Source organism: Rhizobium sp. C4, assembly GCF_021026315.1.
Taxonomy (GTDB): Bacteria; Pseudomonadota; Alphaproteobacteria; order Rhizobiales; family Rhizobiaceae; genus Ensifer_A.
On sequence record NZ_JAJNCX010000002.1, the window covers coordinates 296,627 to 316,119 of the forward strand.

General features: G+C 61.6%; 20 protein-coding genes. 8 read left to right on the forward strand and 12 right to left on the reverse strand.

The features are described 5' to 3' along the window. Positions 1 to 9: 9 nt before the first annotated feature. The 3 genes from LQK84_RS04965 to LQK84_RS04975 all read right to left on the reverse strand — a co-directional run bounded on the left by LQK84_RS04965 (position 10) and on the right by LQK84_RS04975 (position 2,184). Positions 10 to 471: a hypothetical protein gene (locus LQK84_RS04965; RefSeq protein WP_230827549.1), complete on the reverse strand. Its 462-nt coding sequence runs from the start codon at positions 469 to 471 to the stop codon at positions 10 to 12. After that, complete coding sequence (locus LQK84_RS04970; RefSeq protein ID WP_230827550.1) at positions 471 to 1,604, reverse strand: EAL domain-containing protein; 1,134 nt, start codon at positions 1,602 to 1,604, stop codon at positions 471 to 473. Before LQK84_RS04970 ends, LQK84_RS04965 begins: the two co-directional genes overlap by 1 nt. A 310-nt stretch (positions 1,605 to 1,914) precedes the next feature. Further along, positions 1,915 to 2,184: a hypothetical protein gene (locus LQK84_RS04975; protein WP_230827551.1), complete on the reverse strand. Its 270-nt coding sequence runs from the start codon at positions 2,182 to 2,184 to the stop codon at positions 1,915 to 1,917. Positions 2,185 to 2,413: 229 nt separating this feature from the next. Between LQK84_RS04975 and LQK84_RS04980 the strand changes: the two genes are divergently transcribed. Both LQK84_RS04980 and LQK84_RS04985 read left to right on the forward strand, forming a co-directional pair. Then, a complete protein-coding gene (locus LQK84_RS04980) occupies positions 2,414 to 2,989 on the forward strand; it encodes a recombinase family protein (RefSeq protein WP_230827552.1) in 576 nt (191 codons plus the stop codon). A 724-nt stretch (positions 2,990 to 3,713) separates the two neighbouring features. Beyond that, complete coding sequence (locus tag LQK84_RS04985; protein WP_230827553.1) at positions 3,714 to 4,274, forward strand: recombinase family protein; 561 nt, start codon at positions 3,714 to 3,716, stop codon at positions 4,272 to 4,274. 165 nt (positions 4,275 to 4,439) lie between these two features. On the opposite strand, the gene LQK84_RS04990 is transcribed toward LQK84_RS04985, so the two are convergent. The 5 genes from LQK84_RS04990 to LQK84_RS05010 are packed head-to-tail and all read right to left on the reverse strand — an operon-like array spanning position 4,440 to position 8,458. After that, positions 4,440 to 5,228, reverse strand: coding sequence for an ABC transporter permease (locus LQK84_RS04990; protein WP_230827554.1), 789 nt, complete (start codon positions 5,226 to 5,228; stop codon positions 4,440 to 4,442). Next, on the reverse strand, positions 5,215 to 6,012 hold the full coding sequence (locus LQK84_RS04995) for an ABC transporter permease (protein WP_230827555.1): 798 nt from the start codon (positions 6,010 to 6,012) through the stop codon (positions 5,215 to 5,217). The genes LQK84_RS04990 and LQK84_RS04995 overlap by 14 nt, the downstream gene beginning before the upstream one ends. Then, positions 6,009 to 6,785 carry an ABC transporter ATP-binding protein gene (locus tag LQK84_RS05000; protein WP_230827557.1) on the reverse strand — a complete coding sequence of 259 codons (777 nt, stop codon included), beginning with the start codon at positions 6,783 to 6,785 and terminating at the stop codon, positions 6,009 to 6,011. The genes LQK84_RS04995 and LQK84_RS05000 overlap by 4 nt, the downstream gene beginning before the upstream one ends. Before the next feature lie 53 nt (positions 6,786 to 6,838). Further along, on the reverse strand, positions 6,839 to 7,510 hold the full coding sequence (locus LQK84_RS05005; protein ID WP_230827558.1) for a GntR family transcriptional regulator: 672 nt from the start codon (positions 7,508 to 7,510) through the stop codon (positions 6,839 to 6,841). 21 nt (positions 7,511 to 7,531) lie between these two features. Further along, the gene (locus LQK84_RS05010; RefSeq protein ID WP_230827559.1) at positions 7,532 to 8,458 is read right to left on the reverse strand and encodes an ABC transporter substrate-binding protein; all 927 of its coding nucleotides are present in this window, start codon (positions 8,456 to 8,458) and stop codon (positions 7,532 to 7,534) included. A 175-nt stretch (positions 8,459 to 8,633) separates the two neighbouring features. Between LQK84_RS05010 and LQK84_RS05015 the strand changes: the two genes are divergently transcribed. Both LQK84_RS05015 and LQK84_RS05020 read left to right on the forward strand, forming a co-directional pair. Beyond that, complete coding sequence (locus LQK84_RS05015; protein WP_230827560.1) at positions 8,634 to 9,599, forward strand: fumarylacetoacetate hydrolase family protein; 966 nt, start codon at positions 8,634 to 8,636, stop codon at positions 9,597 to 9,599. 32 nt (positions 9,600 to 9,631) lie between these two features. Beyond that, positions 9,632 to 10,402, forward strand: a complete 771-nt coding sequence (locus LQK84_RS05020) for a cyclase family protein (RefSeq protein WP_230827561.1) — start codon at positions 9,632 to 9,634, stop codon at positions 10,400 to 10,402. Positions 10,403 to 10,549: 147 nt separating this feature from the next. Here LQK84_RS05020 and LQK84_RS05025 read toward each other — a convergent pair whose 3' ends face one another. The 4 genes from LQK84_RS05025 to LQK84_RS05040 all read right to left on the reverse strand — a co-directional run bounded on the left by LQK84_RS05025 (position 10,550) and on the right by LQK84_RS05040 (position 14,555). Further along, the gene (locus LQK84_RS05025) at positions 10,550 to 11,323 is read right to left on the reverse strand and encodes an ATP-binding cassette domain-containing protein (RefSeq protein WP_230827562.1); all 774 of its coding nucleotides are present in this window, start codon (positions 11,321 to 11,323) and stop codon (positions 10,550 to 10,552) included. Continuing rightward, positions 11,320 to 12,321, reverse strand: coding sequence for an ABC transporter permease (locus tag LQK84_RS05030; RefSeq protein ID WP_230827563.1), 1,002 nt, complete (start codon positions 12,319 to 12,321; stop codon positions 11,320 to 11,322). Before LQK84_RS05030 ends, LQK84_RS05025 begins: the two co-directional genes overlap by 4 nt. Before the next feature lie 68 nt (positions 12,322 to 12,389). Further along, positions 12,390 to 13,364, reverse strand: a complete 975-nt coding sequence (locus LQK84_RS05035) for a sugar ABC transporter substrate-binding protein (protein ID WP_230827564.1) — start codon at positions 13,362 to 13,364, stop codon at positions 12,390 to 12,392. A gap of 33 nt (positions 13,365 to 13,397) precedes the next feature. Next, entirely contained in the window at positions 13,398 to 14,555 is a 1,158-nt protein-coding gene (locus LQK84_RS05040; protein ID WP_230827565.1) for a serine hydrolase domain-containing protein, read from the reverse strand. A 188-nt stretch (positions 14,556 to 14,743) separates the two neighbouring features. Here LQK84_RS05040 and LQK84_RS05045 point away from each other — a divergent pair, with 188 nt between their 5' ends. The 4 genes from LQK84_RS05045 (at position 14,744) to LQK84_RS05060 (ending at position 19,493) form a co-directional block, all read left to right on the forward strand. After that, positions 14,744 to 15,889 carry an ROK family transcriptional regulator gene (locus LQK84_RS05045; protein WP_230827566.1) on the forward strand — a complete coding sequence of 382 codons (1,146 nt, stop codon included), beginning with the start codon at positions 14,744 to 14,746 and terminating at the stop codon, positions 15,887 to 15,889. Positions 15,890 to 16,156: 267 nt separating this feature from the next. After that, positions 16,157 to 17,161: a Gfo/Idh/MocA family protein gene (locus tag LQK84_RS05050; RefSeq protein ID WP_230827567.1), complete on the forward strand. Its 1,005-nt coding sequence runs from the start codon at positions 16,157 to 16,159 to the stop codon at positions 17,159 to 17,161. After that, a complete protein-coding gene (locus tag LQK84_RS05055; protein WP_230827568.1) occupies positions 17,158 to 18,729 on the forward strand; it encodes an acyl CoA:acetate/3-ketoacid CoA transferase in 1,572 nt (523 codons plus the stop codon). Before LQK84_RS05050 ends, LQK84_RS05055 begins: the two co-directional genes overlap by 4 nt. Further along, complete coding sequence (locus tag LQK84_RS05060) at positions 18,726 to 19,493, forward strand: enoyl-CoA hydratase/isomerase family protein (RefSeq protein ID WP_230827569.1); 768 nt, start codon at positions 18,726 to 18,728, stop codon at positions 19,491 to 19,493. The genes LQK84_RS05055 and LQK84_RS05060 overlap by 4 nt, the downstream gene beginning before the upstream one ends.

Genomic DNA, 19,493 nt, shown 5'->3' on the forward strand with positions numbered 1-19,493 from the left:
GTGCGTGGCTCATGGGTTGGCACCCCCGAAAAGGGCTTCGATGGCAGCCGAGTAGGTTGACCACCATTGGCGGATAGCGCTGCCATGCCGCGATGCGATGGAAGCCACAGCAGCGTGATCGTCCCGCCGAACCGGGCCGAGCTTGCTGTCATCAATGAAGAAGATCAGGTCGTCCGTTGCCGCAATGAGCGCGGCCTCGAACGTGTTCATCAGGCAGCCGATCGCGTCCGCGGAGAGGCCGTATCGGGGATCCTCCATCAGTGCGCGGGCATTCTTGGCGCATGCATGAAGATGTTGCAGGGCGTGATCGGGACGTTCGCTGAGCGGCGTGAGGGACGCGAGCCGATCGAGCAACTGTTCGAAGGAGTGCTGTTCGCTGGAGGTGGCAAGGCTCGCAAGCGTGCGGCCGGAGCGCAACAATACCCCGTCCTGGATCAATCCCCAGCTGTGCCAGGCAGCATTGTGGTCCATCAATGCGGCCTCCCCGGATTCGAGATGACAATCCAGTCGAGAACGTGATGGGGAAGCTGCGGACGCTGGAAGTAAAAGCCCTGGAACCACTTGGCGCCGGTCTCGACGGCAAGTCGCAAATCCTCGGCGCTTTCAATCCCCTCGATGACGACCGTCGAACCGAGATTGCCGACAAGGTTGACAAGATGGTGAAGCAGATATCGACCGTCTGGCCCGGCGATGCGCTGGCGAACGTAGGACCCGTCAATCTTGACAATGTCGACGCGCGCGTTGCGCGCGAATGTTGGCGAGCTGTGCCCTGCGCCGAAGTCATCAAGTGCAACACGTGCGCCGGTCTGGCGAACGGCCGAGACAAATGCGACTGCCTCGTTGACATCAGGCAGTGCTGCGGTCTCGGTGATCTCGATCACCAGGCGCCCCGCGATATCAGGACGCTTTGAGAGCTCTTCGAACGTTGATTTCCACCAGAAGTCACGAACGGCAGACTGACCGGATATATTGCAACCGAGGACGACGTCCGGCCGCAGTCGGAGCTGGCGGATGACTTCACGCACGACATGACGATCGAACGCGCGCACGAGACCGAGGCGCTCCAGCGCTCCGAGATAGGTGCCCGGTACAATGACGGCCCCATCATCGCTCACAAGACGAGCGAGGCATTCAAAGTACAGGGGCTCGGCCTTTTCACCCGCAGCCACGACGGGCTGCTCTGCGAAATGAATCATCCCCGCATCGATCGCGCCGTAGGCGAGTGCTGCCGCACACATATCGAGACGATATTGCGAAGCTTCCACCCTGGCCGAACCGTCTGCCTGGATTGGGTGGCCAAAGTCGGCGCTGAGGCCCATGACGATGCGGTGAGGTCCGATGGCCACGGGGCGCCGCGCGGCAACCGTCACGGCGGCTTCGATGAATTCAATGACGGATGGTGCCGCCAGTCTCTCGTTGCCGCGGAATTCGAGGGCGACGCCCCAGGACTTTTCAGACACATGCCATGTGTCGGCGCCAAGGGTCGACGAAAGCCGCTGCCAGGTTTCGTAGAGGACACGCGCGGCAACGCCTTCCGAATACGCCGCGGCGATCTGCGGGAGATTGTCGATGGTCACGCTGAAGGTGGACGACGGCTTCTTCATCGCGTCGCCCCGTGCTCATCGGTCGGGATCAGGACGAGCGGAACATCCGGGCGCTTTTGCCAGGGAGCATGACCCTTCGATGCCGATCGGGTCGCAAGGCTCTGCCGAAGGGGCACCTTCGCACGCATCCGAGCTGAGTGTGGAGCCGGAGCCGAGGCGGGGGCAGAGCCAGTCAACAGCGAAGGAAACCGGACAAGTGCCGATTTGGCACGGCCCAGGCAAACCGGGCTGCCCGTTCCGCCAACGACCACGCCACTGATCGATCCGACGGGATGCCAACGATAGGTGGAAAGGCTGGGAGGCAAGGCTTTCATCGTGAAAGCCCCCGCGCCATCCAGCCCAGAATCGCGCCGGCAGAGACGGAAACAAATGCGATGCCGGCAAGGCTGAAGGCGCCGGACAGGAAGAAGCCGGCAATGGCGCCAGACACCGCTGCAGCACACGCGCCGAGGATATTCGGTGACGAATTGCGCCCGGAAGCCGATTCCAGGGGCTCCATCGCACAATAGACGCGGACAGTGTCGGTTTCCGTACCAAAAGTACGGTAACCCTTTGTTATCCCTGCCTCATTCCCCTGCATAAAAGGGTCCCTTGAGGTAGACAACACTCAAGGCCCGATCTTAGGGGTCGAAGGCGGAGAATACTGATGTTTTCGACACTATTAAGGCATCGAATCGGAACTGAAAAAAGGGACCCTTTTTTGTCAACATTTAGCTCTTAACTGAGCGAAAGATTGTCCAACGGATGGCGTGAATGCAGCTGAGATAGAATGGGGTTAACGCCATACGAGTGGAGAAAGAAGGCCAGAAATGCGATTAGGATATGCGCGTGTCTCCACAGAAGATCAAAAGCTTGATCTTCAGATGCAAGCGCTGGAGAGGGCGGGATGTGTAAGGATATTCACGGATCATGGGGCTTCAGGTGCTGGATTTGTTCGTCCGGGTCTCGACGAAGCTTTGTCGACACTCAGTCCGGGTGATACGCTCGTCGTGTGGCGTCTGGATAGGCTTGGACGTTCACTGATAAGACTTGTTCAACTTATGGATGAACTTGGGGATCGAGGTGTTGATTTCCATTCACTCACGGAGAACATCGATACCAGCTCATCAGGCGGGCGGCTTGTTTTCCACATGATAGCGGCCCTGTCGGAATTCGAGCGAACCATCATCAGCGAACGAACAAGGGCGGGGATGGCCGCAGCAAAGCAAAATGGCCGAACACTTGGGCGGCCACGACTTCTTTCCAAAGATAAACTGGAAGAGGCTATGGTCGCATTTCGGGTGCGTGGCGAACCAATCGTCGACTTGGCCAAACGATATGACCTTACTCCGAGGACCTTGCAGCGAATGATCTGTCGTGCGGAAGCCGCTAATCCGATGCACTAATCCCATCCACTGTTGAGAAGGTCTAGCGGGACATCCCAGGGGGCGGGAGGTGCAAGGAGGGGGAGAGGGATTCCCGGATCTCGTCGCAGCAGATCGCGACTGGACGCAACTGCTCGGGTTGCTTGGAGCATCCGTTTGATGCTGAAACTATGCCCACGGCCCAGACGTCGCAGGCCGTTGGTTTTTAGAATTTTCTTGGCGGAACGACCCCGCCTGTTTCTGTGGGTTTTGACCTCCGCGCGCAGAACGTCTGCGCCATATCCCAACTCTGCAACAGGCGGCCTCGATTGTTGAGCGCTTTGCAAGCAGCTCCGGAGCGGCATTGTAATTCGATGCGCTCGCTCCAAGTGACGACGGTTCCAATGGGCCGTTGCGACAGTCAAATTGGCGGGGGTATTCGTCGCAGGTCTGCACTGTGTTCGACCAAGGCCTGCAATGAGGTCCATCCTTGGCGTGCGAACACCGACTGATAGTCCCACGACGATCCGCAGTTGAATATCCGCCAGATCGCTGTGAATCAAGACCGTCCCCCGAGAAGGAGGTCTTGAAACACGTCTCTGTCGCTTTGTGTAAGCAACTCGTCCCCAAGATCTTGTACTAGCGCATAGGTGGCAATTGGAATTATACGAAAGATGGGGGTGTTTGTAACTATATAACAGGAGTTGGGTGGATGGGAGGCATTGGATCGTCGGCTCACCCGGCACCGATGTGTAAGGAATCGATAATGAAATTCGGTTACGCACGCGTTTCAACTGAAGAACAGAACCTGGACCTTCAGCTCGCTGCGCTCAATCATGCAGAATGCTCAAGAATTTTCACTGACCATGGACTTTCTGGCAAAAATTTCGAGCGACCTGGCCTTATGGAGGCTCTGGAGACGGTCAAGAATGGTGACAAGCTTGTCGTATGGCGCCTTGATCGCCTTGGTCGCTCGCTTCCCCACCTGATCGCATTTGTTGATGCGCTGGCCCGGAGGAATGCGGAGTTTCAGTCGCTTACCGAAAATATCGACACGAGTTCATCAGGTGGCCGGCTCATCTTCCATATCATGGGAGCATTGGCCGAATTTGAGCGTTCGTTGATCAGCGAACGCACAAGAGCTGGGATGGAGGCGGCACGGCGGCGCGGTAGCCAAATTGGAAGAAGATCGGCGTTAACTCCGACCCAGATCCACCAGGTCATCCACGCCGTTCACGAAGGGACAGAGGTCCAATACCTGGCAAACCAATACGGTGTGTCTCCCCGAACGATCCGCAATTATCTCAAGTTGAATTCGTTCAGTTGAGCCGTGACCGTGTCTTGATCGTATGAATGCTATGTGAGCAGGCTTGAGCCTGCTCACATGAACACTGAGAGTGGGCACTAGTCCCTGAACACCAGGGATTTTTAGCGGTTCCCGGCTTTGTACCCGGACCTTACTCAAAACCGGCCGCCATGCGACCGGCGGGGCTCAAGCAATCCCCGCGCGGTTGGCCTCGTGCGGTGACTTCCAGCGCAGCAGGTGTCTTTCGGCGACGGTCATGAGCGCGTTTGTCAGGTAGCCAAAGACACCCAGGATGAGAATGCCGGCGAACAGGTTTGCGGAGGAGAACTGCCGCGCCGAATAGAGAAGCCATTGTCCGAGCCCGGTATTGCCGCTGAGCATTTCGCAAACGGTTGCCAAAATGAGGGCGATGGTCAGGGACAGCCGCATTGCCGCAAGGATGTCCGGCACGGCGCTCGGCAGGCCGATTTTCGAGATGATCGTGGCCATGTTCATACGCAGGGCCCCGGCGACGTCGTAGAGCAGGGGTTCTACCGATTGCAGTCCGTGGATGGTTGCGAGCAGCATCGGCCAGAGCGCACCGAAGGCGATGACGGAAAGGATCATACCTTCCGAAAGCCCGACGATGGCAATCAGCACGGGAATGAGTGCTGAGGCCGGAATGGGGCGGAAGGCTTCGAGCGTCGGGCCGAGATAGCGCATGAGCACGGGCGAGGTGCCGACCAGCGCGCCGATACCAACGCCAGCCACGCAGGCGAGCAGCCAGCCGAGCAGCATCCGTTGCAATGTCGCCAGCGACGCTTTCAGCAACGGCCCGGACGCGAGGCCCTGGACCAGCGCATCATAGGTTTTCATGGGCGGCGGCAGGAAGACCGGCGGCACGAGCTTGTAGAGCGTGACGAGGTGCCAGAGAAAGATGAAGAGGATGGCAACGGCGAGGCTTGCGATGAAGCCGATGGTCCTAGCGAGCGTCATGGCTGACCTCCGATCCGGTGCCGAAGGCAAAAAGCCGCCGTTGAAGATAGAGCAGGGCGTGGTTGATGCCGTAGCCCAGCAGTCCGATCCAGATCAGGATTGCCAGCGTCAGCTCGGGATGAAAGGTCTGCTGTGCCAGGATCATGGCGGCCCCAAGACCTTGCGGATTGGAGGCGATTTCGACGGTGATGGCCACCACCAGCGCGACGCCGGCGGCAAGCCGCAGGGCGACGAAAACGCGGGGGGCAATCGCCGGCAGCATGATCTTCATGACCTTGTCCGAAAAGCTCATGCGCAATGCCTTCGCCACTTCCAGGAGGCGCGGCTCCAGATCGCGTATGGCCGTGCGCGTGAGGATCATCACCGGCCACATGGCGGTGAAGGCGATGATGGACATTTCCATCCGGTAGCCGAAGCCGTAGATCATCATGGCGAGCGGCACGAGCGCAATGGAGGGAACCGGGCGTATCGCCTCGATGCTCACTTCCAGCAGCATGTCGATAAGAGCGGAGAGGCCAAGGACGAGGCCGAGCACGAGACCGATCGCCACCGCTGCCGCCAATCCGCCCAACGCTGCGCCAAGCGTCTGGGCGGTTGCTGTCAGAAGCGTTCCGTCCGCGACTATTGTGAAGAAGCCGACCAGAACCGCATGCGGGGCGGCCAGCGTCTCGCTGGTCGTGGCCGGACCCAGCACCATGGCCAGCTCCCAGGCCGTGATCAGGGCCAGCGGCACGGCGAGAGGGCGCCAGTCGAATGGCCGTGTCGGGCCAGCGGGTGCGGTCATTGCTCGGCCCCCTTCACAAACTGATAAAGCTCGTGGCGCAGATGCAGGAATTCCGGGCTCTCGCGCGTTGTCAGCTGGTCGCGCGGACGCGGCAGGTTCACGTCGAAGATCCGGCCGACGCGCCCCGGATTGGGCAGCAGGCCGACGACGCGGTCGGACAGATAGACGGCTTCTTCCAGATCGTGGGTGACGAAGTAGATTGTCGCGCCGGTCTTGGTGCTCAGCGTCAGCAACTCGTCCTGAAGGGTCTGGCGGGTCATGGCGTCGAGCGCACCGAAGGGCTCGTCCATCAAGAGTACGGACGGTTCCTGGGCCAGCGCGCGGGCAATCTGCAGGCGCTGCTGCATGCCGCCCGACATCTGGGAGGGAAACTTGTCGGCATGATTGCCAAGCCCGATCAGCTTCAGCAGGGCATGGATGCGATCCGGCCGCTCCGACTTGTCGGTGCCCATGGTTTCAAGTGCCAGCGAAATGTTCTGATAGGCCGTGCGCCAGGGCAGGAGCGCCTTGCCATAGTCCTGGAAAACGATCGCGATGTCGCGCCGTGGCCCGGAAAGCGGCGTGCCTTCATAGACAATCCGCCCGCCGCTGGGGCTGACCAGACCGGCCAGCACGCGCAGCGAAGTGGTTTTGCCGCATCCCGAAGGACCGACGACCGAGACGATCTCGCCTCTGGCGATGTCGAGATTGATATCGCTGAGTACGAGTTTGGCGCCGTAAGAAAGGCTCACCCCTTCCAGGCGCATCTGAGCCGTTTGCCCAATCTGCGTCATTGCTCACTCCCAAGCCGTTACCGGCAAATGTCTTCCGATGTCAAGCGCGCTGGTTATGCCAGCGCGGAGGAGACGGCGCTCAAGGTGAGGCCGAGATGTTCCTTCAGCGCGGCGCAGGCCTCCTCCTCCTTGCCGCTGACAGCGAGATCCGCCAGTTTCTGGTGTTCGGTGATGGCGACCGATGGCACCATCCCCGTTTCGGCCAGCAGGCGCCGATAGCGGAACGCCTGATCATAAAGCGTCGACTGCATGTCGATCAGCCGGTTAAGGCCGCAGCCTGCAATCAGCGCACTGTGAAAGGCCTTGTGGGCCGCCTCATAGGCCGTGATGTTGTCCAGGATCGACCCCTCGAACTGGCGCACGATCCGGGTCAGTCTGTGAATGGCAAGGGCAATGCCGTCCTGCCATTCACCGGTGTTGCTCTGCATGGAGAGCCGCAAGGCGGCAAGCTCGATGATCGCGCGTGTCTCTGTCAGGTCGACAAGATCCTGTCGGCTGACGGCTGCCACGCGAAATCCCTTGTTGCCCTCGACCGTGACGAGCCCCCGGTTCACGAGGCGCGACAGCGCCTCGCGCATGGGGGTGAGACCGATGCCGATCCGTTTTCCCAGTGTCGGCAGGACAAGGCGCTCGCCGGGCGGCAGATGCCCGAAAACGATCTCGTCCTGCAACAGGGTCTCGGCCTGGTCCGTCAAGGTCAGGGATGGGCCTGGTCGCTCGCTCATGTCATGCAATCCGCTAGGTTGTTATTTGGCGATCAGCTGTTTTGTATCGATATCGCCAGAAATAATACCCTGCTTTTTCATGACGCCAGCCCACCAGTCGAGCTGCTTCGCCGTAATGCTGGCATCGGTTGCCGGCAGGGCGATGGTGGTGAGAACTGGTGCAGGCAGCTTCAGATACTTGCCGATGGCTTCCCGTGTCTTCGCCTCGTCCTTCTTGACGAACTCATTCGCCTCGGCGATCGCCGCGCGGAATTCCTTGATGGCGTTCGGGTTCTTGTCAGCCCATTCCTTGGAAACGCCGAAGAACTGGGCCGTCTGCCCGTCGTCCACGCCTTCCAGAAGGTCGCCGATCAGCACGCCGACACCCGTTCCCTCCATGCGCCCGATGAATGGGTCGACGGAGACGACCGCATCGACCGTGCCACCCTTGAGCAGGTCGCCCTGGGTCGGGAAAGTCGTTTCGGTGTAAGAAATGGTGGCGGGGTCGACGCCCTTGTCGATCAGGACGCGGCGCGCCATGATGTCGAGCACGGCACCAATCCCCGGAACGCCGATCTTCTTGCCCTTCAGATCCTCGACCTTGGTGATCTTTCCGCCCTTGGCCGCAACGAGCCCGACACGGGTCGCCTTGTGGGAAGTGACGGTCATGCCGGCAATGGCGCGAAGTTCAATTCCGTTGTTGCTCGCCTGAATGAAGGTCGTGGGCGTGAATGTTGCGATGGTCACGCTGCCCGACATGATCGCTGCCGGCAGAGCGGAATTCAGCGGCACGGCGACAAGCTCGGCGTCGAGGCCATGCTTGGCGAAGATGCCCTGTTCGGCACCGACATAGATGGGCGCGGATTCGGCGTTCGGCGTGTAGGCGATCGTGATCTTGTCGTTGGCATAGGCGGCCTGCGTTGCGAGTGCTGCGCAGGCACCGATCGCGACTTTCAGAAATATGTTCATGGTTTCTCCTCCTCCAAATCTCTCGCAGGCGGCTCTTCCCATTTGCCGGGCCTGCAACAGTGAACTCAATCTACGACAAATTTCACAAAGCGCAATATATGATGTTTAAAATCGTATACGATTACGCTAAGCATATGTGAATTAGTTGACGTGACGGGTCGGAGGAGGAACTCACATGAAGCTCGTAACCTTTGAATTTCAAGGCAAAACTGCAATCGGCGTGCTCAATGCCGAGACGGGTAGCATCGTCAATCTGACCGCTGCCGAGCCGAACAATCCGGCCTTCCGCTCCATGCTGGACCTGATCGAGAGCGGTGCCGCCGGTTCGGTGCGGGCGCGCCAGCTGGATATCGAGACGCCCGTCATCGCGCGCATCGCGCTCGCCGACGTCCGGCTTCTGGCCCCCATTCCGGTGCCGCCGCAGATACGCGACTGCTCGGTCTTCGAAGGTCACATCAAGCGCGCGCCAGCCGGCATGGCGAAGATTGCGATGCGCCGCACGGGCGATCTGGAGGGGCTGGCCAAGGTGAAGCCGCTGGACGACATCCCGCAGGTCTACAAGGATCGCCCGATCTACTATTTCACCAACCGGTTTTCCGTGGCGGGCCCGAACGATGTGGTCGTCTGGCCGGCCTATTCGAGCATCATGGATTTCGAGCTGGAATGCGCGATTGTCATCGGCCGCAAGGGCCGCGATCTGAGCAGCGAGGACGCTCTCAGCCATGTCTTCGGCTACATGATCTATAACGACTTTTCCGCCCGCGACATGCAGAACCTTGAAATGGCGGGCATGCTCGGGCCGACCAAGGGCAAGAGTTTCGACGGCGGCAACGTGATGGGGCCGTGGCTGGTGACGGCCGACGAAGTCGCCGATCCGCAGGCACTGGAAATGTCCGTCGCGGTGAACGGCACGACCTGGGCCACAGGCAGCACGAAGGAAATGGTACACGGCTTTGCCGACATTCTCGCCTATATCACCCAGCACGAAACCATCTATCCCGGCGAGGTCATCGGCTCGGGCACGATGGGCTATGGATGCGGCCTGGAGGTTGACCGTTTCCTCAACGACGGCGATGAAGTGACGTTGAAAGTGGCAGGGCTCGGCGAGCTGACCAATCGTGTGGTGATTGCCAAAAGCTGATAAGACAAGCGCGAATACGGGGAGGAGAACCCATGAGCAGGACATTGATCGATATTTCAGTCGCCATCGACAATCACACGATGGCAGACCCGCCGATGATGAAGCCCGAAATCAACTATATCGGCCACGAGCGTGGAGCCGAAGACATCGTGGCGATGTTTCCGGGACTGAAGGTCGAGGATCTGCCCGACGGGCAGGGCTGGGCCGTCGAGGAGATGAAGATCACCACGCATAATGGCACGCATCTGGACGCGCCCTGGCACTACCATCCCACCATGGACGGTGGCGCGCGCGCGATCACCATCGACGAGGTGCCGCTCGAATGGTGTTACAATCCCGGCGTGAAGCTCGATTTCCGCCACCTGCCGGACGGCTATGTGGCGACCGCGGCCGATGTCGAGGCCGAGCTGAAGCGCATCGGGCACGAACTGCGCCCGCTGGACATCGTGGTCGTCAACACCTCGGCCGGGGCGGCCTACGGCCAACCTTACTTCCTCGGAAAAGGCTGTGGTGTCGGGCGCGAGGCGACGCTTTATCTGCTGGAGCGCGGTGTGCGCGTCACGGGAACGGATGCCTGGAGCTGGGATGCTCCGTTTCCGCATACGGCGAAGAAGTTCGCCGAGACCGGAGACGCCAGCCTGATCTGGGAAGGTCACAAGGCGGGTCGCGAGATCGGCTATTGCCATCTCGAAAAGCTGAGCAATCTGGAGCAATTGCCCGCCACCGGCTTCCTGATCTCCTGTTTCCCGGTCAAGATCAAGGGTGCCTCGGCCGGCTGGACGCGGGCCGTGGCCATCCTTTAGCGCCAGGCAGCTCGCGCAGAACCACCGCTGTGGTCGGGATGAGAGTAGTTCGGATCGAAACCCCAGAGGTGCGGACACGAAAAGACCCCGGTGCGGATGCGCCGGGGTCTTTTCGTGTCGTGGAAAGCGGCTGGCGTTCGGGACCGGTCAGACGGTCGCGTCTTCCGCAATCTTCTTGCCGCCCGCCATCCAGGTCGTCAGCTCGTCGAGTGTCTTTTCGCCGCGGCTGAAGCTCGCCGCGACGCGGCCCTGCAGCAGAACCGTATAGCGATCACCCACGGCGAAGGCATGCGGGGCATTGTGCGTGATGAAGACGAGGGCCACGCCTTGCGCGCGGGCCTTGCGAATGGCGTCGATGACGACGGAGGATTCGCGAACACCCAGCGCTGCGGTCGGCTCATCAAGGATCAGCACCTTGGCGCCGAGATAGAGCGCGCGCGCAATGGCGAGTGCCTGTCGCTCGCCACCCGACATCGTGCCGACCAGCTGGTCGGGATCGGTGACCCGGCTGATGCCCATGGCGCGGATATGCTCGATGGCGATTTCGCCCGCCTTGTCGAAATCAATCCGCTTGAACGGACCCCATCCCTTGGTCGGCTCGACGCCGAGGAAGAAGTTTCGCGCGACGCCCAGCAGCGGAATGGAGCCGACATCCTGATGCACGGTCGCAATTCCATAGGCCATGGCCTCGCGCGGCGAAGCGAGGTTCACGGGCTTGCCGTCGAACAGGATTTGGCCGGTTGACGGCGGCACGACGCCCGACATCATCTTGATCAGCGTCGACTTGCCCGCGCCATTGTCGCCCAGAAGGCAGTGGACCTCGCCCGGATAGACGCTGATATTGATGCCGGACAGCGCGGTGTTGTTGCCGTAGCTCTTGGAGATGTCGCGCAATTCGATAATGGGTGTTATGCCGGTCATTTCCGGTTTGCTCCCTGCGTCAACGCCTTCTGGCGGACCACGTTATTGGTGATGACGGCGATGACGAGAAGCGCGCCGACGAATGTACTGAGCCAGTCGGTCGACCAGCCGGTATAGAAGAGGCCGAGGCTGACGACGCCATAGATCATCGTGCCGAAGACGATGCCGAGCACGGAGCCGAAACCGCCAGTGATCAGCACACCGCCAATGACGGCAGCAATTGCGCCCTGAAAGACATAGCCCTGTCCGGTCGTCGCATTGCCCTGGTTGAACTCGAATGTCGTCATCACGCCGACAAAGGCCGAGCTGACGGCGGTCCAGATGAAGAGGACCAGCTTGACGCGGCCGACCGGAACGCCGGCGCGGCGCGCGCCATCAAGATTGCCGCCCGTGGCGAGAACCCAGTTGCCGAACGGCGTGCGCCTGAGAACCCAGGCGGCCAGCACGGCGGCGAAAATCCACCAGCCGATCGAAATATTGAAATCGCCAAATTTCGTGGCAAAGGCGTCCTTCGCCCAGCCGTCGTCCTTCATGGAAATCGTGCTCGTGCCGGCAAGCAGGCGTGACAGGCCGAGAGCCGTTCCCATCAGCACCATGTTGGAGGCAAGCGTCACGATGAAGGAGGGAAGCTTGGTGCGCTCCACCAGCGTCGCGTTGAATGTGCCCACCAGGATCGCAAGCACCAGCGCGAGGGCAATCGCAGCTTCGGAGGAAATGCCGTAATAGCTCTTGCCGACGGCCACGATGATGGAGGCAGCCCCCACCATGGAGCCGGTCGACAGGTCGAACTCGCCCGACATCATCAGGAGGCCGACGGGGATGGCGATGATGCCGAGTTCGGCGGCAATGTTCAGCCAGCCGGCGGTCCCGCTCGATGTCAGGAAGCCGTTTTCGCCGCCGACGATTGCGAAGAAGGCAAAGATGACGAGCCAGGCGATGGCCGGCCCCAGCCATATCAGGTTGACAATCCTGAGGGTCTTTTTCGGTGCAGCGCTCACTCTGGCTCTCCTGCTGATATTCACGGCCCGGGTCGCGTGGGGCGATCCGGGCCGCTTCCAGTCTTAACTCAGTTTGCGCCGCGGATACCCGGATAGGTCTTGCTGACGGCCAGGATCGCATCGACATTCGAGGCGTCGATCATGAAGGGACCCGTGTTGACTTCCGTCACCGGTGCCACCTTGTACTTGTTGTACTGCGCGGCGATCTGCAGGCCGTAATAGCCCTGCAGGAAGGGCTGCTGGTCGAGTGCGAAGAGCAGCGTGCCGGCCTTGACGGCTTCCAGTGCCGGTGTCGACAGGTCCGTCGTGCCGACGGTGATCTTGCGGCCGGTCTGCTTGACGGCGGCAATGGCGTTCATGGCGACGCTCGGGCCGAGGGTGAAGACACCGTCGATGGTCTTGTCGGAAAGAAGAGCGCCGCCGATGGCCTGCTGGAGCTTCTGGTCGTTGGTCGTGTCCTCATAGGGCACGGTGATCATCTTGGCCTTGCCGCCGGCGGCGGTGACGGCATCGATATAGCCCTTGCAGCGCTGTTCCAGAACCGGATTGGCGGCAACGTGGTCGACGCAGATGCCGTTCTTTACGCCGGCCTTGGCCTGTGCCTCGCCGCCCGCCTTGCCCATCAGCGTCGGATCTTCGCCGACAAAGCCGATGGCGCCGAGTTCCTTCCACTTGGTGCGGCCGGAATTGAAGACGACCGTCGGAATGCCGGCGGCCACGGCCTTCTTGATCAGCGGCTCGACGCTGTCGGGGAAGAAGTCACCGATGACGAGCGCCTGCGGCTTGCGGGCAATGGCCGCCTCGCCAAGACGGGTATAGAGCGCCACGATGTCGTTGAAGTCCGGCGTGGTCGAATACTGATACTTGACGCCGAGTTCCTTGGCGGCCGCATCGGAGCCTGCCTTCATGGCGCCGAAGAAGGGATCGGTGAGCGGGCCGGACAGGAAGATGATGTTGTCATCGGCAGCGGCCGGGGCGACAGCGGCCCCCATCGCGCCGATGGCGAATACGGCAGACATCAGCAGTTTGCTAAGCGTTTTCATGTGTTTCCTCCACTTTGAAAAATTGGTTCTGGCTCAGAGCGCTTCGCGCAGGGCTGCGAGAAGCCGCCACAGGCGTGTATGCGGGCTCGGCTCATGATTGAGGCGATTGCCGACATAGGCAAAGGCGATACCCGATTCCGGATCGGCAAATGCCAGCGAACCGCCACGGCCATTATGGCCGAAGGAGTTCAGCGACAGCATGGGATCACGCGGGCAGGGAAGCATGAAGCCGGCCCCGAAACGGGTCGGCTGTTCGGTCAGAACGAGGTCGTCTCCGAACACGCATTCGCGCCGGAAGTCGTTGACCGTCTCCGCCGAGATCTGCCGCAGTGGCCCATCAATGGCGGTCGAATAAAGGGCCGCGAGGCTTATAGCCGAACCGATGCCATTCGCGCCGGGCAGTTCCATTGCCCAGACGGCCGGGTCGTTGAAAATTTCAGTATCGATCGGCGGATTGGCAAACGCGCCATGTGTCAACGAGCGCGGGTTCATCGCCGCATCTGCCAGCGCGCGGCCCAATGCGGGATTGGCCGGGGCATCGAACAGACGTTGAACCCTGTCATGGAGATGTGGGGGCAGGCCGATGAACAGGTCCAGCCCCATCGGTTGCGCGAACACGTCCTGTAGATAGGTTCCAACCGACTTGCCCGAGATGCGGCGCACCAGTTCACCGGCGAGAAAGCCGAATGTAAGCGCGTGATAGCCATGCGCTGTGCCCGGCGTCCAATAGGGGCGTTGGGCTGCCAGAAGAGACGTGACGCGGTCCCAATTGGAGAGGTCGGCCATGGTGACCGGTTCGGCAATGGAGCAAAGGCCCGCCTGATGCGAGAGCATCTGGCGAACGGTGACGGCATCCTTGCCGGCCTCGCCGAAGTCCGGCCAATAGCGGGTGACCAGCGCGTCAAGCTCGAGCTTGCCCTGCGTGGCAAGATGCATGAGGCAGAAGGTGGTGACCCCCTTTGTCACGGAATAGAAAAGCTGCAGGGCGTCATGCGGGTAGGGCGCGCCCTTCGCAGTCTCGCCGCCGGTCAGATCGACAACGCATCGGCCGTGCTGAAACACGGCGACGGAGGCTCCGAGATCGTCGCCGACCGCCAGATTTGTGGCAAACGCGTCCCGCACACGTGCAAAAACCGGATCCACGGATCCATGGACGTTCGCCACCAAGGCTGCCGGAGCCCGTTCATTCATGCTGATAATCCTCCCGGAACGCCATCGCGATCATGATCGACGATTTTGTTCAATTTCCTCGATTTTGAGGCTATCGAAGCTTTATTTTGTTCGTCAACAAAATTAAATTGCATTCGAGCCGTTCCCGGAATTGGCGGCAATCGCCTTCCAAATGATTGAAGCTGAAAGCCTTTCAGCGAGAGAGCACCATGCAGCCATCCTATCGCAGCAGGAATATCAGGCACGAGATCATCACGCTGCTTCAGCAGTCGGGACCGCTCAGCCGCGCCGATCTGGCGCGCCGGATTGGCATCGCCCGCTCAACGATCACGGGCGCGGTGGGCGCCCTGATCGATGAGGGGCTGGTCGAAGAGATGGAGACGGTTCCTGTCGCCGGGCGCGGCCGGCCGGCCACCACGATCGCGCTGGCGCAAGGGGCCGGGGCTGCCGTCGGCATCGATTTCGGCTTTCGGCATGTGCGCGGGGTCGTCGCCGACCTGCAGCACAATATCCTTGCCATCGAGGAGCGGGAACTCGGGGCCGACTATGAATTCGACGCCGGTATCGAGGCCGCCTTTGACATTATCGACCGTCTCTCTCAGCGCGCCAACATGTCGACGGAGCGCCTGCTGGGTGTCGGCATCGGGCTTCCTTGTCCGACCAGCAATGAGGGCGTGACGACGCGCTCCGCGATGATCCCCAAATGGAGCGGCCGCAATGTGCTGCAACTCTTCTCCGAGCGCCTGCCGATGCCCTTCGTCGTGGAAAACGAGTCGCGACTGGCCGCGCGCGGCGAATCCGTCTGGGGGGCGGCCAAGGGCGTCGAGAATTTCATCTATCTAAAGCTCCACTCGGGCGTCGGCGGTGCGGTGGTCGCGGGCGGTCACTTCATCAGCGGGCAGAATGGCGGGGCGGGTGAACTGGGCCACATCAGTCTCGACCCGCAGGGGCCGATCTGTCGCTGCGGCAATCGCGGTTGCCTGGAAGTCTATGCCGGCATTCCCGCCGTCCTTGCCCAGGCGCGACCCGTGCATGCGGATATCACACTGGCGCGGCTGATGACGCTATATGGCCAGGGCGATCCAGCGGTAACGCGGATCATGGCCGATACGGCGAGACGCGTCGCTCAGGCGTTGAGCATGCTGTGCAACACGCTGAACCCGGAACTGGTGCTGATCGGGGGCAGCCTTGCCGGAGCCGGCGAGCGGTTTATCGGCATCGTCCAGGACGAAATGAAGACGATGGCGCTCGAACTGAACCGCGCGCCCCGGATGGAACGCGGCGCGCTCGGCCGCAACGCTTCCGCGCTGGGCGGGGTTGCGCGGGTATTCGAACTCTTCGCCGGCCGTTCGTGAACGCACCGCCGGTTTTGGTGCTTCCTGCCGTATTTTGATTTGCCGATGACGACCCCACGCGCGATCGTCCTTTGAACGCTTTGCTGATCGGGATGAGCCCCCGCCGCCCACCTGGGCATCATCTGGGATGAGATGATGCCCGTAGCCCGAAGCCCGACACGCTGACGCCCCTGTTGAAAAATCCTCGAAATTCTCGGTTGACATTATTTGGATCGTTCCATATCCATATTGGAACGATCCAAATAATAAGCATTTCGGGAGGAAAGCATGCGGTGGGCGTTGGTGGGCGCGAGTACGATCGCGTCACAGCACATGATCCGGGCCATCCGCGCACAGGCGGGCAGCGCCGTCGCGCGTGTCGTCAGCGGCTCTCCGGATCGCGCCGAGGCCTATGCCCGCGAGCATGGTATCCCGGCCTTCGGCACTGACCTCAACGAGGCGCTGGCCGATCCGGCGATCGATGCGGTCTACATTTCCACCACGAACGAGAAGCATCTCATGCAGGCGGTTGCGGCCATTGCCGCCGGCAAGCATGTGCTCTGCGAAAAGCCGCTGGCCATGACCGTTCATGATGCGGCCGCCATGGTGCGTGCGGCAGATGAGGCGGGCGTCACCTTTGCCACCAACCATCATCTGCGCTGCTCGGGTAGTCACCGCACGGTCAGGGCGCTGATCCGTGACGGGCGTGTGGGTAAGGTTCTGTCGGTGCGCGTCTTCCATGCGGTGCATCTGCCGGAAAGCCTGCAAGGCTGGCGCATCAATTCGGCGGCGGAAGGTGGTGGCGTCATTCCGGATATCACCGTCCATGATGCCGATGTCGTCCGCTTCCTGCTGGACGAAGACCCGGTCTCCGTCGTCGCGCAGGCGACGAGTTCGGGCATGGGGCAGGGCGTTGAGGATTCCGCGATGTCGGTCTGGGCCATGCCCTCCGGCGCGATGGTGATGAGCCATGAAAGCTTCACCCATCCCTTTGCCGGCAGCGGGCTTGAAGTTCACGGCACTGAGGGCTCGATCTTCGCGCGCGGCGTGATGACCCAGAAGCCGGTCGGCGAGATCGAACTGGTCGATGCCGCGGGCCGCCATGCGATCCCCTTCGATGCGCATGATCTCTACGTCACCGGCGTGGCCGAGTTCGAAGCCGCCGTGCGTGGCGAAGGTTCGCCTGCCGCAACCGGCATCGATGGCGTCAAGTCGCTCGCTGTCGCCGCAGCCGTACACGAGGCCGCCGAGACCGGCGCGCGCGTGACAATCAATTATGGAGGCATGAAGTGAGCAAGGTCGTCAGCGCTGCAGAAGCGGTTGCGCGCATTCCCGATGGCGCGGTGGTCACCGTCTCATCCTCCTCCGCACTCGGCTGTCCCGATTGGGTGCTGAAGGCGCTCGGCGAACGCTTCGATGCCGAAGGCCATCCGCGCAATCTCACGACGCTGCATCCGATTGCCGCTGGCGACATGTATGGCGTCAAGGGCATGGATCATATTGCCAAGGACGGTTTGCTTTCCCGTGTGCTCGCCGGCTCCTACCCCTCCGGCCCTTCGAACCTGCCGATGCCGAAGATCTGGAAGATGATCGTCGAGGATCGCGTTGCGGCCTATAATGTGCCGTCCGGCGTGATGTTCGACATGCATCGCGAAGCCGCCGCCCGCCGTCCTGGCGTGCTGACCCGCGTCGGCCTCGAAACCTTTGTCGATCCAATCCGCGAAGGCTGCGCGATGAATGCCAAGGGCGCGGCGCAGCCCATCGTGTCGCGTGTCGAATTTGCAGGCGAAACCTGGCTGCATTTCCCCAATATCATTCCGAATGTCTGCATTCTCCGCGCCACCACGGCGGACGAGCGCGGCAACCTGACCTATGAGCACGAAGGCGCCTATCTCGGCGGGCTGGAACAGGCGATCACCGTGCGCAACCATGGCGGCCTCGTCATCGCGCAGGTCAGCCGGACGACGGCGGCCGGCAGCCTGCGCCCGCATGATGTGCGTGTGCCTGGCCATCTGGTCGATCTCGTCGTTGTCGATCCACACCAGAAACAGACCTGCGAAACGCCCTACGATCCGGCGATTTCCGGGCAGATCATGCAGCCCTGGTCGAGCTTCAAACTCGCCGAACATGGCGTCGAAAAGGTCATTGCGCGGCGTGCCGCCATGGAGCTGAAGGGCGGGATGACGGCCAATCTCGGCTTCGGCATCAGCGCGCAGGTGCCGCGCATCCTGCTTGAGGAAGGCCATCCCGACGCTGTCACATGGGCGATCGAGCAAGGCGCGGTCGGCGGCATGCCGCTCACCGATTTCGCCTTCGGATGCGCCTCTAATGCGGATGCCTATGTGCCGTCGCCGCAACAGTTCATCTACTTCCAGGGCGCCGGCTTCGATGTCTCGTTCCTCTCCTTCCTCGAGGTCGATATCGAGGGCAATGTGAATGTCTCCAAGCTCGGCAAGAAGCCGTACCTCACGGCCGGCTGCGGCGGGTTCGTGGATATCACGGCGCATGCGAAGAAGATCGTCTTCTCCGGCTGGTTCGAGGCGGGTGCGGATATCGCATTGAGCGACAGCGGCATCCGCGTTGCCAAGCCCGGCAAGTTCACCAAGATGGTGGAGCGCGTCGAGCATGTGACCTTCTCCGGCAACCGGGCGCGGGCGCAGGGGCAGGACGTGCTCTACATCACCGAGCGCTGCGTCATGCGGCTGGGTGAGGGCGGGCTGGTCGCAACAGAGATCATGCCGGGCATCGATGCGCAGGCCGATATCATCGGCGCATCGCAGGGCCGGGTTCGGGTTGCCGAAAATGCCACGACCATGCCGGCGAGCCTCTTTGCTGCCCAGCCGATGGGGTGGACGCCATGAGCGACGTTCATCTCGACATCCGTGGCCGCATCGCCGAAATCCGCCTCGACAATCCGACCAAGCTCAACGCCTTCACGGTGGATATGCTGGCGCGCCTTGCCGCCCATCTCGACGTGATCGAGCGGGATACGCAGATTGCCTGCGTTCTCGTCACCGCCGAGGGCGAGAAGGCCTTTTGCTCGGGCGCGGACATCAATGGCTGGGGCGACCTGACGCCGGCGGAATTCGCCCGCCACTGGGTTCGCGGCGGCCACCGCATTTTCGACCGGCTGGCGCGGCTTTCCAAGCCGACGATTGCCGTTCTCAACGGCCACGCCTTCGGCGGCGGGCTGGAACTGGCTTCGGCCTGCGACATTCGCGTAATGACGCCACGGGCGACGATCGCGCTGCCTGAGGCTGCCGTCGGCATCGTGCCGGGCTGGTCTGGCACGCAGCGCCTCGCGCGCCTGCTGCCTGAGCCGGTGCTGAAGGAAATGGCGCTGTTCGGCCGCCGTATCAGCGCCGAGCGGGCGCTGCAATTCGGCTTCGCGGCCGAGGTTGGCGAGGATGTTCGCGCGCTGGCCGAAACGATTGCCGCGCGCGTCACCGAGCTTTCGCCTCGCGCCGTCGAGATCGCCAAATCCATGATCCATGCTGCCCGCGGCGAAGATGCCGGCGCGATGATCGAAGCGCTGGGCAGTGCCGCCATTTCCGCCAGCGCCGACCGCAATGAAGGCGTTTCCGCCTTCAGGGAAAAGCGCAAACCCACATTTTCCGGACAATGA